Raw genomic sequence first — 12,545 nt, 5'->3', positions numbered from 1 at the left:
TCAGCCCCGTTTGATGGTGGTGGCCAGAGCTAATCTCTAATACTGATCCATGGCGACAATCTCGGAGGTGTCGAGCTTCTCGAGCATCGCACTGATGTCTGTTCCATTGAGCTGGAAATCCGGAGCAATGTCTTTCAGAGGCACCAGAACAAAGGCCCGTTCCGTCAGATAAGGATGGGGCAGCGTCAGATCCGGATCATCCATTGTGACATCCCCATAGGTGAGAATATCGAGATCGATGATCCGCGGCCCCCAACGTTCTTCGCGCACGCGGCCCATGCTGGTTTCCACTTCCAGACAGGTTTTCAGTAGCTCTGTCGGGGTCAGGGTGGTTTTGACCCCGGCACAGGCATTGACGAATTCGGACTGATCTGTCTTGCCCCATGGTGGGGTGCGGTAAAAGCGTGAGCGCGTGGTAACTGTGACGCCGGGCTTGCCGGCCAAAGCGGTCAACGCATCTTCAATGGCTATGGAAGGATCGCCGATATTGCCTCCAAGGCTGATGAATGCTTCCACCTTCTGGGCTTTCTCACTCATAGGTCATAATCCTTGCGTGTGCGATTGATCTCGACGGCAATGTCTTTGACAATGGCCGGGATCGGAGCTTCGGGCTTGCGTACCTTGACGCGAATGGCCTCGATTTTGTCCATATTCCGAAGCAGGTCTTCCGCCACGGCTTCTGCCAGCGCTTCAATCAGTTGAAAGCGGCGCTCTGTGACGATGGTCTCGACACGCTTTGCAATATGGTCATAGCGTACGGTATCACCATCATCGTCACTTTTACCAGCTGGGCGAAGGTCGAGGAAGCAGTCGAGATCGAAGTAGAAGCGCTGACCAAGGCTTGCTTCCTCCTGATAGACCCCGTGATAGGCAAAGAAGGCAAGATCTCTAAGAATGATTCGATCCATGGAATCAGCTCCCTTGAGGGTTGAGAATGGCACCTGCGACAGCGAGGGCGTCTTTGTGGGCGGCGACGTCATGGACGCGGAAGATGGAAGCCCCTTTTTCCAATGCCAGAACATTGGAGGCCACAGTTCCATGGACGCGGTCTTGCGCTTCGCGCCCCGTCAGGGCTCCGATAAACCGCTTGCGTGAGGTGCCGATCAGCAAGGGATAGCCCCAGCCGATCAGGGTTTCAAGGCCATTGAGGATGACCAGATTGTCATCAAGATCCTTGCCAAAACCGATGCCGGGGTCAAGGATGATACGGTCTTCGGACAGGCCTGCTGCCTGAGCGATGGCGATGGAGCGATCAAAGAAGGCTTTCATCTGGTCAATCAGGCCGAGGCCAGCCTGCTTTTCGGTTTCCCAGTGGTTGATGATGACCGGGGCCTGATGGTCCGCCGCAGCCTTGGCGATGTCTGGATCGCGTTGAAGCCCCCAGACATCATTGACGATATGAACGCCCGCTTCGAGCGCCTTGGCCGCGACGTTGGCCTTGTAAGTGTCAATCGACAAGGCGCAGCCGAGATCCTGCTCGATAATCGCGCGAATGGCTGGCAGTACCCGCGCCAACTCTTCGGATTCGTTGACCGGCGTGGCATCTGGACGGGTCGATTCACCACCAATGTCGAGAATATGTGCCCCTTGGTCTGCCAGTTGCCGGGCATGGGCGAGGGCGGCATCTGCGGCGATAAACTGGCCGCCATCGGAAAAAGAATCCGGTGTGACATTGATGATGCCCATGATCAGGGGCATCTGGCTGGGGCGCCATTGGATCGGACCCAACGGGCGTGCGGCATCAAGACCCGGCATCTTGCTTTCCTTATTCTGTCCTGTGATGCTTCATTGTTAGCGCATCCCCGCTCCGGACCCAACAACAACAGACGCAAAGGTGGGGATGGTGGAAAGACAGGCGCACAGAAAAAGCCCGGCAAAGCCGGGCCTTTCATATCTCAGCCGATCTTTACATTGCGCAGGTCGCGTGCGAGTCGATCGTAGATCTGAGTCAGTTCGGCGGTATATTCCCGCCAGATATACAGCCAAGCGACGCTGATGAGCGCCACGATCAGGATATATTCCATTGCGGCCGATGCGTCTTCATCCCCGAAGAAGGCCGTTATGGATGTACGGATCATCTCTTCTGCCTCATATGCTATGCGTCTTGATGCGTCTGCAGGTTAGCTTAATGAGACGTTAATGAATACAATCTTGGGTTTATTTCCGCTCGGGTGGTTAATATCGACAGGGGGCGCACGGTTTGGTGACAGGGGTTGATTTTTAAGAGATTTCAGCTGATTGCCGGTCAGTTGGTCGTTTCTCCGAATAGTTGTTCGAACTCTTCGCGCAGGGTCATGTCCACATCACTCATGGTCAGGGGATAGCCCAGATCGACGAAGCTCGTTACCCCATGCTTGGCGATGCCACACGGCACGATACCGCCATAATGGTCGAGGTCTGGCTCAATATTGAGGCTGATGCCGTGGAAGGTGACCCATTTGCGGACCCGAATGCCGATGGCTGCGATCTTGTCCTCAACGCCGGGGCCTTTTTCCGGCCGCTCCACCCAGACGCCAACACGATCCTCCCTTCGCTCACCCTTGATATTGTGGGCGGCGAGGGTGTTGATGATCCAGGATTCAAGGCTGGCAACGAACAGGCGTATATCCTGCGTCCGGCGCTTCAGATCAAGCATGACATAGGCAATGCGTTGGCCGGGACCGTGATAGGTATATTGGCCGCCCCGTCCGGTTTCAAAGACATCGAATCGGTCGGGTGCCACCAGATCCCTCGGGTCGGCACTGGTTCCGGCGGTATAAAGTGGGGGGTGCTCCAGCAACCAGACGCATTCTTTGGCCTCTCCGCGCGCAATGGCTTCGATTCTCTGTTCCATGAAGGCAATTGCTTCGGGATAGGGGACTTGTCGGTCGGAAACCAGCCATTCCACCACATCTCCGGTCTTTGACGCCATCGGTCGAGGGGTGTCGGGCTTGGTCAGAATGTCGTTGCGGTCGATGTGGCTGTTGGTCATTGGGGGCTTCGATCTGTGGTCAATTTGCTGGAGCGGACGATTGTCTGTCGCTTGTTAAGCTTTCATTTACCATAAGCGATAACACTTTGTTAATGTCCGACATCGTCAATCCGTGAGAAACACGGAAAAGGTGAAACGTGCCAGATCTAGACAGTATCGCAATTGACATCTCCGTTGAGCTCGGCTCGACCTCTATCCCCATTCACCAGCTGTTGCGCATGGGGCGTGGGGCCGTGATCGAACTGGATGCCAACGAAGAAGATGATTGTCTCATCAAGGCCAATGGCACGCCGGTGGCGCTTGGTCAGGTGATTTTGCGCGGCGAAAAAGTCGGTATTTCGATTACCAAGGTTCTGTATCGCAGTGTCGACTGGCGACCATTGCGCGGGATCAACCGCGTCGGCACCTGATAGCATCTATTTAGGCATTCTTGCTTGCCTGTTCCAGAGGGTGAGGTGCTGCTGGGCGAGTGGGACTCTGGGAAAAATCGATTAAATCGTATCCTGTCATACGCTTTCCACATTTGTTGTTGATCGCACCTTTAAACGCTTGTGCGGCCAAAATGAATTTGCTAGTTACACGCCACCAACGAGGCGATTATCGCTTCGACGTTCAAGGCTTGCGGCCGTGGCGGAATTGGTAGACGCGCAGCGTTGAGGTCGCTGTGGGGTAACACCCGTGGAAGTTCGAGTCTTCTCGGCCGCACCATCTACCCGAAAGGGTTTGACAAACCACCTGCTGCCTTCATGGCCGGGTGGTTTTGTGTTTTCAGGGCCATCCATTTTTGCACCAGCGCTCAAGCGCCAGCCACGCCTACGAAGCGGGGCGTCGGATGATCTTGCAATTGTCTTCATAGTATCAAGTTATTGACCGGGTTTTCTGTTGTTGCTTGCCGTTGCGCATCGCTTTGCGCTGTGTGTGTCTGGAGAGAAAATTTGAAAGAATATTGACAATTAGTATGTCATGATGAAAAACTTGCAAAAACACTCAGAGGTGACATGAGCAATTCCAGTTCTCTTTACGAACGGCTGACCGAGGCAGCGCAGGTGGGGTCAAAATCCCACTGCGCAATTGCCCGTTTCATGCTGGCTCGTTTCAAGGATTTGCCGTTCGAGACAGCTGCGTCGCTGGCCGAAAAGGTTCAGGTGAGCGAGGCGAGCATTGGGCGCTTTTGCCGTGCCATTGGCTATGCCAATCTGAAGGATCTGAAAGATCATCTCAAGGACGACATCGGCGACCAGCCCTGGTTGATCAAGGATCGGTTGGATGCCTTGCGGGCTGCTCCGGGCAAGCGGGAAGAGCGACTGTCAGACGGACTGCAGGCGGAAATGGCCAGTCTGGTTGCTGTTTATGAACTGGCGCGAACCGAGGCATGGCAACGATGCGTCGATCGGTTGGCACTTTGCCCGCAGGTTTTTGTCTCCGGTTTTCAGACAGAGCGGGGTCTGGCTGCCTATTTTGCCCATCAACTGACCTATATCCGGCCCGGCGTGCATTTGCTGGATCTCTCGGACGGCAATTTTGCTGATCTCTTGGCCGCTGACGGCGAGCGCTGTCTGGCAATCTTTGAAGCGCGTCGCTATTCGCGTCAGGCGCTGGTTCTGGCAAGGGAAGCCAAGGCCAACGGCATTGCTGTCAGTCTGTTTACCGATCATTTCTGTGACTGGGGCGGAGATCACAGTGACGAACAATTCATGGTCGCGACGCAGTTTCATCAATTCTGGGATTCAACGGCCCATTTGTCACTGCTCTGCAACTTGATGATCAACGATGTCTTTTTGACGCTCGGCGACGAGGCGGAGAAGCGTCTTGATCATGTCTCGCACCTTTATGGTGCCTTCACCGGTCATGTGGGCAATCCTCTGGTGCCCATCTCTGAATAATCAACAAAACAGGACAAAGTCCGAACTCACCTATCCTCATTGAAAGGGAACATAATGTCGAAATTTGTAAAACTTCTGAGTGCTGGCTTGCTGCTGGCAGGTCTTACCACAAGCGCGTCTGCGGAAAGCCTGCGTCTTGGTACGGAAGGGGCCTATCCTCCGTTCAACTATACCACTGCGGATGGCAAGATTGAGGGATTTGACGTCGAAATCGGTCTTGAGCTGTGCAAGCGGATCGGGGCTGAGTGTGAAGTGATCGGTCAGGACTGGGATGGCATCATTCCCGGTCTGATTGCCGAGAAATACGATTTCATTATTGCTTCGATGTTCATCACCGAAGAGCGTAAGAAAAAGGTTTCCTTCACCGACCCTTATTATATGGCTGCCATGACCCATGTGGTACCAAAGGAAAGCGAGATCACCGAATTCACCGCCGAGGCGATGAAAGGCAAGGTAATCGGTGCTCAATCCGCCACCACACAGGCCGATTTTGCGGCCAAAGTGTATCCGGATGCGGAATTGAAGCTCTATCCTACCCAGGATGAGGTCAATCTCGATATGACCGCAGGTCGTCTCGATGTGATGGTCGGCGACATGCTGCCGCTGCTCGATTTTCTTGAAAAGACCGATGGTGGCAAATGCTGCAAGCTCGCTGGTGAGCCAATCACCGATCCGAAGTTTGTCGGTGAAGGCGTTGGTATCGCTGTGCGGCAGGCAGACAATGATCTGCGGGAGCGTCTGAACAAGGCTCTGGCTCAAATCCGCGCAGACGGAACCTACCAGAAGATCAACGACAAGTATTTCTCCATCGATGTCTATACGATGAAATAAGCCAAGTTGGCTGATGATCATCCTTCCCGGCAGGTTCTTCTTGCCGGGAAGGACAATATTTCAAACAGACCTTCGCCTCGCCAAGTCCAATATAGCTTGAGGCAAGCGCAACGGATGGGACAGATGACCTCGCATTTCCAAGGCATTAAAATTGTTGAGGCTGAATTGCGCGTCGTCAGCTTGCCCTTGATCTCACCGTTCATCGTGTCGAACCAGACAATGACGGACAAGGTCTTCCCGCTGTTGATCTTACGGGCTGATGGGGTGGAAGGGTATGCCGAGGCGGTGATGGATCCGTTCCCCGATTATCTTGAAGAGACCATCCCCGGGGCAATGGCCTTTTTGCGAGACCTCATCCTGCCACAGATTGTCGGTAAAAGTTTCTCTTCCCCTGCCGAGTTGAACCAGCTGCTCGCCCCTTGGCGTGGCCACAGGATGAGCAAAGCTGTGGTGGAAATGGCCTTTTGGGACCTTTGGTGCAAGACACTTGGTGTGCCGTTGAAGGCGGCTTTGGGTGGCGTGCGCGATGCGGTGCCTGTCGGTGTGTCGATCGGCATTGCTTCGATCTCTGAGACACTGGATCGGATCGCTGTTGCGCAACAGGCGGGCTATAAACGCACCAAGCTGAAGATTGCTCAAGGCCATGATCTGGCGTTGCTAGAAGCTGTGCGGTCAAAGTTCCCGGACATCAAGCTGACGGTGGATGCCAACACGGCCTATGGCTTGGCGGATTTGGCGACCTTGAGGGCGATGGATGCATTTCAGCTCGATTATATCGAACAGCCCTTGGCGGTGGATGACATTCATGACCACGCAATTGTTCAGCGCTCGATTGAGACGGCGATCTGCCTTGATGAATCGATCCGAACCCCTGCTGATTGCCGCAAGGCGCTGGCGTCTGAGGCTGCCCGGGTCATCAATATCAAGGTTGGTCGGGTCGGTGGCTATGAAGCGGCCCGCGCCATCCACGATGTGTCTGCGGCCTTTGGCGCGCCTGTTTGGTGCGGTGGCATGCTGGAGAGCGGCATTGGCCGGGCGCATAATATTCATCTCGCCAGCCTGCCCAATTTTACCAAGCCGGGGGATACATCTTCCTCCATTCGCTATTTCAAGCGCGACATCATCAATGAGCCGCTGGAAGCAAAAGATGGCATGATGCCGGTGCCAATGCATGGGGCCGGGCTTGGTGTGACGCTCGACTGGGCGTTTCTTGATGCTGTGACCCAGTCTAAGGAAAGGATTGCCCCGTGACCCAGTCCACCAGCGGCGAAGATATTGTTTTGCGGGAGCTGTCCGGCATTGCCGAAATGCAACGCTCCGAGGCTTTTCAGATCGAAGCCTGGGGCGAGGGCGAAAAGCCTGACAATGCCGACATCCTGATGGCCCTGCAATCGGAAGGCGGGCTGGTGGCCGGGGCATTTCGAGGCGAGGAGATGCTTGGATTTCTGCTTGGCTTCCCGACTGTCACGCCAGGCTTGCAGCATTCCCACCGTTTGGCCGTGAAGTCGAATTTGCGCGGGCTCGGGCTCGGCGCGAAACTCAAATGGTTTCAGCGAGACTGGTGTCTTGCCCGCGGCGTGACCACGGTGCGCTGGACCTATGATCCACTGCGGGCGGTGAATGCGGGCTTGAATATTGGCGTTTTGGGGGCCGTGGTGCGTGATTATCATGTCGACTATTATGGGGCGATGCCGGGGATGAATGCAGGCCTGCCCTCCGACCGGGTGATGGCGATCTGGCAACTCGACAGTGACCGGGTGCGGGACCGGGTCGAGGCAGACGGTGCGACAATGTTGCAACAGGAAATCCCGCAAGAGGTTCACATCCCGCGCGACATTGATGCCTTGCTGGCGGAGGACCCAGAGGCTGCGCTGGCCCAGCGGTTGCGGGTGCGCGCCGCTTTGCAAAAGGCTTTCAATGCGGGACGTCAGATTGTCGGCTTCGATAAGGCGCGTTGCAGCTACCAACTCGCCTGAGATAATCAGGCCGCCTCGAGATAGTCATACAAGTGGGACGTGATGGTCTCGACAATGCTCCGGGTTGGGGCATTCTCGACATATGACGCTGTGAAGGAGATATCCTTGAGAACCACATCGGAATCCAGCTCCATCAGAGTGCCGTTTTTCAAGTCCTCACTGACGATGATTTTCGGCAAGGCACAAATGCCATAGCCAGCGCAGACCAGTTCCCTGAGCGCGCCGATGGAGGTGGAGGTGCTGATATTGAGTGGCCCTTCACAACTCGACGATAGCAAGGTCTGAATTTCCTTGCCCGGCCGACTGGACCGAGAAAAGGTCAGCAGCCTTTGCGCAGCAATGTCATTGATGTTCCAAAGGTCATGTTTGCAGGCAATGGCGGGGGTGGCGGCAAAGATCATTTCATAGCCGCAAATGGGCTGATTTTTGATACTGGCCTCGGACACCGGGCCCATCAGCAGGGCAAGGTCAATGTCACGCGCAAGAAGCGCGTTTCGCAAGTTGTTGGTGGTGTCCACTGTGAGCTCGAATGCGATGCCGGGGATGACTTTGCCAACATAGGCCAGAAAGTCTGGCAGCCAGCTGAATGCGATGGTTTCAGCAGCGCCCAGTCGGATGGTCAGGACGATGCGGGTGGTCTCTGAGAAGCTGTCGAGAATCTGCTGATCCAGCGCCATCATCTTTTCTGCATAGGGAAACAATTTACGGCCTGCAAGGGTCAGTGCCGCGTTGCGGACGTCGCGCTGAAAGACCTCAACACCAAGATCCTGTTCGAGAATCTGGATGCGGGCGGAGACCGCGGGCTGGGTCAGGTTCAGATGCTTTGCAGCGGAGCGAAAGCTGCCCAGGGTCGCAACCCAGTAAAATGTGTCTATGTTTCTGACTCTCAAAGGGAAACTCGCCATGTTTGAGGAGATTGGATCAATACTATGATAAAAATTGTCTATCATGACAGGACAAAAATATCGATTTGATTTTTTCAATGGTTTTGGCATGCTGGATTTGAATAAGGGAAAAGCGGCATGTTTGACTATCAAGAGCTTAAATCGAAAGCCCCGCAGGCCTTGCGTCAGATCATCCGTGGCGGGCAGTATAAGGCCCACACGGCTGGTCTGGCGAAAGGATATCTTCAGGCCAATCTGATGATTTTGCCGCAGGCCCATGCGTTGGATTTCATGCGCTTTTGCCAGCGGAATCCCAAGCCTTGTCCGTTGATTGCTGTCTCCGATACGGGCAATCCGTTCCTTGAGACAGCAGGTGTCGACATCGATATCCGCAGCGATGTACCTGCCTATGCGATCTATCGCGACGGGATGCTGGCGGGGGAGAGCCATGATATCGGGTCGCTATGGACCGATGAAATGGTGACCTTCGCTCTTGGCTGTTCCTTCACGTTCGAGCATGCACTGCTCGAAGTTGGTATCGATGTCTGGCATATTACCAACAACACCACCGTGCCGATGTTCAAGACCTCGATTGAAACCGTCCCGGCCGGGGCCTTTTCTGGTGAGACTGTTGTCTCGATGCGGATGATCCCGGAAGAGCGGGTCGAGGAAGTCTATGGCATTTGCCGGCAGTTTCCGCTGGCGCATGGAGCGCCGCTGCATGCAGGGGATCCCGCGGCCATTGGCGTTCGGGATTTGTTGCGGCCTGACTGGGGTGACATGGCCCCAAGCCTGCCCGGCTGTGTGCCGGTTTTCTGGGCTTGCGGTGTTACGCCGCAGGTCGCCATCAAGGCGGCAAGGTTGCCGCTCAGCATTGCGCACAAGCCGGGTCATATGCTGGTGACCGACATACCGGACGGTGCCGAAATACCAATAATGAAACCATAACAATCAACCAACCAGAGCCTGTCCGGCTGGCCCAGCAAAGCGGGCCTCCTCGGGTGGGCAATAAAGTCAACAAAACGGCATTTTGTCACGCTCCCTCTTGTGGGACGGGTGTGAAATGCTTTCAGGGGAATGATACGGAGCATCAAAATGAAAAAGTTTCTACTCGCCTTCACCGCAGCTGCGGCCCTTTGCGCACCAGCCGCCGCCGAGCAACTGAATGTGGTTGGCAGCTGGTCCAGCCTGCCTCTGCATAAAGCCTATGAAGCACCATTTTGGGGTGAGACCCTTCCTGCCGCATCAGGCGGAAAAATCACGACGCAGGTCACGACCCACAACCAGATGAATCTGGGTGTAGCGGACGTGTTCCGTCTGCTGGGACAGGGCGTCTATGATGTGGCTATGACCGTTGGGGACTATGCTGTTTCTGACGCGCCAGAACTGGAAGGTCTCGATGTGCCGCTCGTGGCAATGGATGCCGGCAAGGCCAAAGCTGCGGTGGATGCTGCCCGTCCTATGGTTGAGGAAATCTTTGCCAGCCGCTTCAACTCCAAGCTTCTGGCGATTGCGCCTTATCCGCCGCAGGTTGTTTTCTGCAACAAGGAAGTCGCCAAACTTGACGATCTGGAAGGCCTCAAAATCCGCGCTTCTGGCCGTATGACGGCAAAATTCCTTGAAGCCCTCGGCGCTGAAGGCGTCAATGTGGCCTTCTCCGAAGTGCCGGGTGCGCTGCAGAAGGGTGTTGTCGATTGTGCCGTGACCGGTGCAGGCTCGGGCTATAGCGCTGGTTGGTGGGAAGTCTCCACCCATCTGCTGACCATCCCGCTCGGTGGCTGGGATCCGGTTGTGACCGCGATGAATATGGACAAGTGGAAATCCCTTGATGCCGATACCCAGAAGCTGATCATGGATGAAGTTTCGGCCAAGTTCGAAGCGCCAGCCTGGGAAACCGCGCAAGGTGCGCTGGTCAATGACATTGCCTGCCTGACTGGCAACGGCGAATGCAAGTCTGGCGACAAACGCTCCATGGTTCTGGTGGAAGCCTCTGATGCAGACATCACCAAGGCGCGCGAGATCCTTGAAAGCAAGGTGCTGCCAGAATGGGCCGAGCGGGCTGGCGACGACTGGGCCAAGCGTTGGAACGACAGCGTGGGCAAGGTTGTCGGCGTTTCCATCGCAGCCAAGTAGGACCTGAGTGATGCTCGTAGACAAGGCAGAACAACTTCTCCTCGCCACAAGGCGGTGGAATAGACGGATTGCTCTGGCCACCGGCGTGATGCTGTTGGCTTGTGCCGGACTGGTGCTGGTGGATATCACCATGCGCCAGCTTGGCTCCTCCCTTGGGGGGACGGACGAGATTTCCGGCTATGTCATGGCGATCGCGACGGCTTGGGGAATGAGTTTTGCTCTGACCGAGCTCTCTCACGTACGCATTGATTTTCTGCGGAGCGTTGCTCCGCGGAAAATTCGCGTGTTCTTTGATTTGCTGGCTTTGCTCACCCTCGCGGTGACAGTGGCCGTGATCGCTAAACAATGCTGGCCTGTGGTGGCAACCTCTCTGAAGAATGCCTCCACGGCCAATACGCCTCTCGAAACCCCATTGTCGCTGGTTCAGATTCCGTGGTTCGCGGGCTGGGTCTGGTTTGCGGTGTCAAGCTGGCTGGTGTTTATGGCTGCTTCGATTCTGGTGATCAAGGGGCGGTTCGCCAAGGTTGATCAAACCATTGGCATAGCCAGTGCACAGGAGGAATGGCTGTGATTCCGTTTATCTCCATTGGCCTTCTGGGGCTGTTGTCGCTCTCCATTCCTGTCGGTATTGTCCTATTCCTGCTCGGTTTTGGTATCGATCAGTTTTTCAGTTTCTTTCCGCTGTTGCGCGGCTTGGGCAATATGGTCTGGTCGACTTCGAACAGCGCCACCCTGATTGCCATTCCTTTCTTTGTGATGCTTGGCGAGATTTTGGTGCGCAGTGGCATTGCCGAGCGGACCTATTCGGCACTTGATAAATGGGTGTCATGGCTGCCCGGCGGCTTGGTGCATGCCAATGTGGCCACCGCGACGATGTTTTCGGCGACCTCCGGCTCGTCGGTGGCCACCGCTGCAACGGTTGCTACCGTTGCCATGCCGCAGGCGGATCGGTTGGGCTATGATCCGAAACTGTTTTCCGGCGCGATTGCGGCGGGTGGCACTTTGGGGATCATGATCCCACCCTCAATCAACCTGATTGTCTATGGATTTCTGACCCAAACCTCGATCCCGCAACTGTTTCTTGCCGGTTTGCTGCCCGGCGTCATTCTGGCGCTTGGTTTCATGGCCGCAACGGCAGGGCTTTGCACCATCTGGCCGCAGCTGGGCGGCGAAAGACGGACCTTCCCACTGAAGGTGATGATCGGTGGTCTGGCAGAGTTGCTGCCGATTGTGCTGCTCTTCTCGGCAATCATTGGTGCGATCTACAAGGGCTGGGCGACACCAACCGAAGCGGCCTCTGTTGGTGTCGGCGGCGCCTTGGTGATTGCCATGATGTTCGGCGGCGTCTCTTGGCGGATGCTGGCCGATAGCATGATCGGGACGGTCAAGGTGACCTCGATGATCATGTTGGTGATCATTGGTGCGTCTTTCCTCAACTTCACCCTGTCGGCGGCTGGTCTGTCTCAAGAAATGCGCAACATTCTCGACAATCTCGGGGTGGGGCCTTTGTTGACCATTCTGGTCGTGGTGCTGGTCTATATCGTGCTCGGCTTCTTCATCGAGACCCTGTCTTTGATGGTGGTGACCATTCCGATTGTTGTGCCGATTGTTACCGGCCTTGGCTATGACCCGGTCTGGTTCGGCATTCTGATGATTGTACTGATCGAAATGGCTTTGATCACGCCACCGGTTGGGCTCAACCTCTATGTGGTTCAAGGGGCGCGAAAGAGCGGCAATATGAGCGAAGTGATGCTGGGGGCGGCACCCTATGCGTTGATCATGCTGTGTATGGTGGGTGTGCTGATCGCCTATCCCGATTTGGCGCTCATTTTGCCGCGCCTGCTGCAATAGTTTCAAGACAAAGGAA

General features: G+C 55.5%; 15 protein-coding genes and 1 tRNA gene. 10 read left to right on the top strand and 6 right to left on the bottom strand.

Annotated features, from left to right (window positions below):
- Positions 1-36: 36 nt before the first annotated feature.
- The 5 genes from folK to lipB form a co-directional block, all read right to left on the bottom strand.
- The gene (gene folK / locus DSD30_RS07875; RefSeq protein ID WP_198662874.1) at positions 37-537 is read right to left on the bottom strand and encodes a 2-amino-4-hydroxy-6-hydroxymethyldihydropteridine diphosphokinase; all 501 of its coding nucleotides are present in this window, start codon (positions 535-537) and stop codon (positions 37-39) included.
- On the bottom strand, positions 534-908 hold the full coding sequence (gene folB, locus DSD30_RS07870; protein ID WP_114009090.1) for a dihydroneopterin aldolase: 375 nt from the start codon (positions 906-908) through the stop codon (positions 534-536). The genes folK and folB overlap by 4 nt, the downstream gene beginning before the upstream one ends.
- Before the next feature lie 4 nt (positions 909-912).
- Positions 913-1,755 (bottom strand): dihydropteroate synthase, encoded by an 843-nt coding sequence (gene folP, locus DSD30_RS07865; protein ID WP_114009089.1) that lies wholly within the window; start codon positions 1,753-1,755, stop codon positions 913-915.
- Between the two features lie 140 nt (positions 1,756-1,895).
- Positions 1,896-2,078: a Flp family type IVb pilin gene (locus tag DSD30_RS07860; protein ID WP_114009088.1), complete on the bottom strand. Its 183-nt coding sequence runs from the start codon at positions 2,076-2,078 to the stop codon at positions 1,896-1,898.
- 167 nt (positions 2,079-2,245) lie between these two features.
- Positions 2,246-2,971, bottom strand: a complete 726-nt coding sequence (gene lipB / locus DSD30_RS07855) for a lipoyl(octanoyl) transferase LipB (protein ID WP_114009087.1) — start codon at positions 2,969-2,971, stop codon at positions 2,246-2,248.
- Positions 2,972-3,108: 137 nt separating this feature from the next.
- On the opposite strand from lipB, the gene DSD30_RS07850 reads away from it, so the two are divergent.
- The 6 genes from DSD30_RS07850 (at position 3,109) to DSD30_RS07825 (ending at position 7,661) form a co-directional block, all read left to right on the top strand.
- A complete protein-coding gene (locus DSD30_RS07850) occupies positions 3,109-3,381 on the top strand; it encodes a FliM/FliN family flagellar motor switch protein (protein ID WP_114009086.1) in 273 nt (90 codons plus the stop codon).
- 211 nt (positions 3,382-3,592) lie between these two features.
- Positions 3,593-3,679, top strand: a tRNA-Leu gene (locus tag DSD30_RS07845).
- Positions 3,680-3,969: 290 nt separating this feature from the next.
- Positions 3,970-4,854: a MurR/RpiR family transcriptional regulator gene (locus tag DSD30_RS07840; RefSeq protein WP_114009085.1), complete on the top strand. Its 885-nt coding sequence runs from the start codon at positions 3,970-3,972 to the stop codon at positions 4,852-4,854.
- Positions 4,855-4,908: 54 nt separating this feature from the next.
- Entirely contained in the window at positions 4,909-5,685 is a 777-nt protein-coding gene (locus tag DSD30_RS07835) for an ABC transporter substrate-binding protein (RefSeq protein ID WP_114009084.1), read from the top strand.
- A gap of 123 nt (positions 5,686-5,808) precedes the next feature.
- Positions 5,809-6,936 (top strand): o-succinylbenzoate synthase, encoded by a 1,128-nt coding sequence (gene menC / locus DSD30_RS07830; RefSeq protein WP_114009674.1) that lies wholly within the window; start codon positions 5,809-5,811, stop codon positions 6,934-6,936.
- Positions 6,933-7,661 carry a GNAT family N-acetyltransferase gene (locus DSD30_RS07825; protein WP_245418405.1) on the top strand — a complete coding sequence of 243 codons (729 nt, stop codon included), beginning with the start codon at positions 6,933-6,935 and terminating at the stop codon, positions 7,659-7,661. Before menC ends, DSD30_RS07825 begins: the two co-directional genes overlap by 4 nt.
- A 5-nt stretch (positions 7,662-7,666) precedes the next feature.
- Here the strand turns inward: DSD30_RS07825 and DSD30_RS07820 are convergent, their stop codons facing one another.
- A complete protein-coding gene (locus tag DSD30_RS07820) occupies positions 7,667-8,551 on the bottom strand; it encodes a LysR family transcriptional regulator (protein WP_114009672.1) in 885 nt (294 codons plus the stop codon).
- A 132-nt stretch (positions 8,552-8,683) separates the two neighbouring features.
- Between DSD30_RS07820 and DSD30_RS07815 the strand changes: the two genes are divergently transcribed.
- From DSD30_RS07815 to DSD30_RS07800, 4 genes are all read left to right on the top strand, one after another.
- Positions 8,684-9,493 (top strand): putative hydro-lyase, encoded by an 810-nt coding sequence (locus tag DSD30_RS07815; RefSeq protein ID WP_114009083.1) that lies wholly within the window; start codon positions 8,684-8,686, stop codon positions 9,491-9,493.
- Positions 9,494-9,640: 147 nt separating this feature from the next.
- On the top strand, positions 9,641-10,678 hold the full coding sequence (locus DSD30_RS07810; RefSeq protein ID WP_114009082.1) for a TRAP transporter substrate-binding protein: 1,038 nt from the start codon (positions 9,641-9,643) through the stop codon (positions 10,676-10,678).
- Positions 10,679-10,688: 10 nt separating this feature from the next.
- Positions 10,689-11,249, top strand: a complete 561-nt coding sequence (locus tag DSD30_RS07805; RefSeq protein ID WP_114009081.1) for a TRAP transporter small permease subunit — start codon at positions 10,689-10,691, stop codon at positions 11,247-11,249.
- On the top strand, positions 11,246-12,529 hold the full coding sequence (locus DSD30_RS07800) for a TRAP transporter large permease (RefSeq protein ID WP_114009671.1): 1,284 nt from the start codon (positions 11,246-11,248) through the stop codon (positions 12,527-12,529). The genes DSD30_RS07805 and DSD30_RS07800 overlap by 4 nt, the downstream gene beginning before the upstream one ends.
- Positions 12,530-12,545 lie beyond the last annotated feature (16 nt).

The sequence above is a fragment of the Cohaesibacter intestini genome, from assembly GCF_003324485.1.
Taxonomy (GTDB): Bacteria; Pseudomonadota; Alphaproteobacteria; order Rhizobiales; family Cohaesibacteraceae; genus Cohaesibacter; species Cohaesibacter intestini.
Note: the sequence above shows the minus strand (reverse complement) of the source record. Positions and strands in the feature narration are given on the sequence as shown.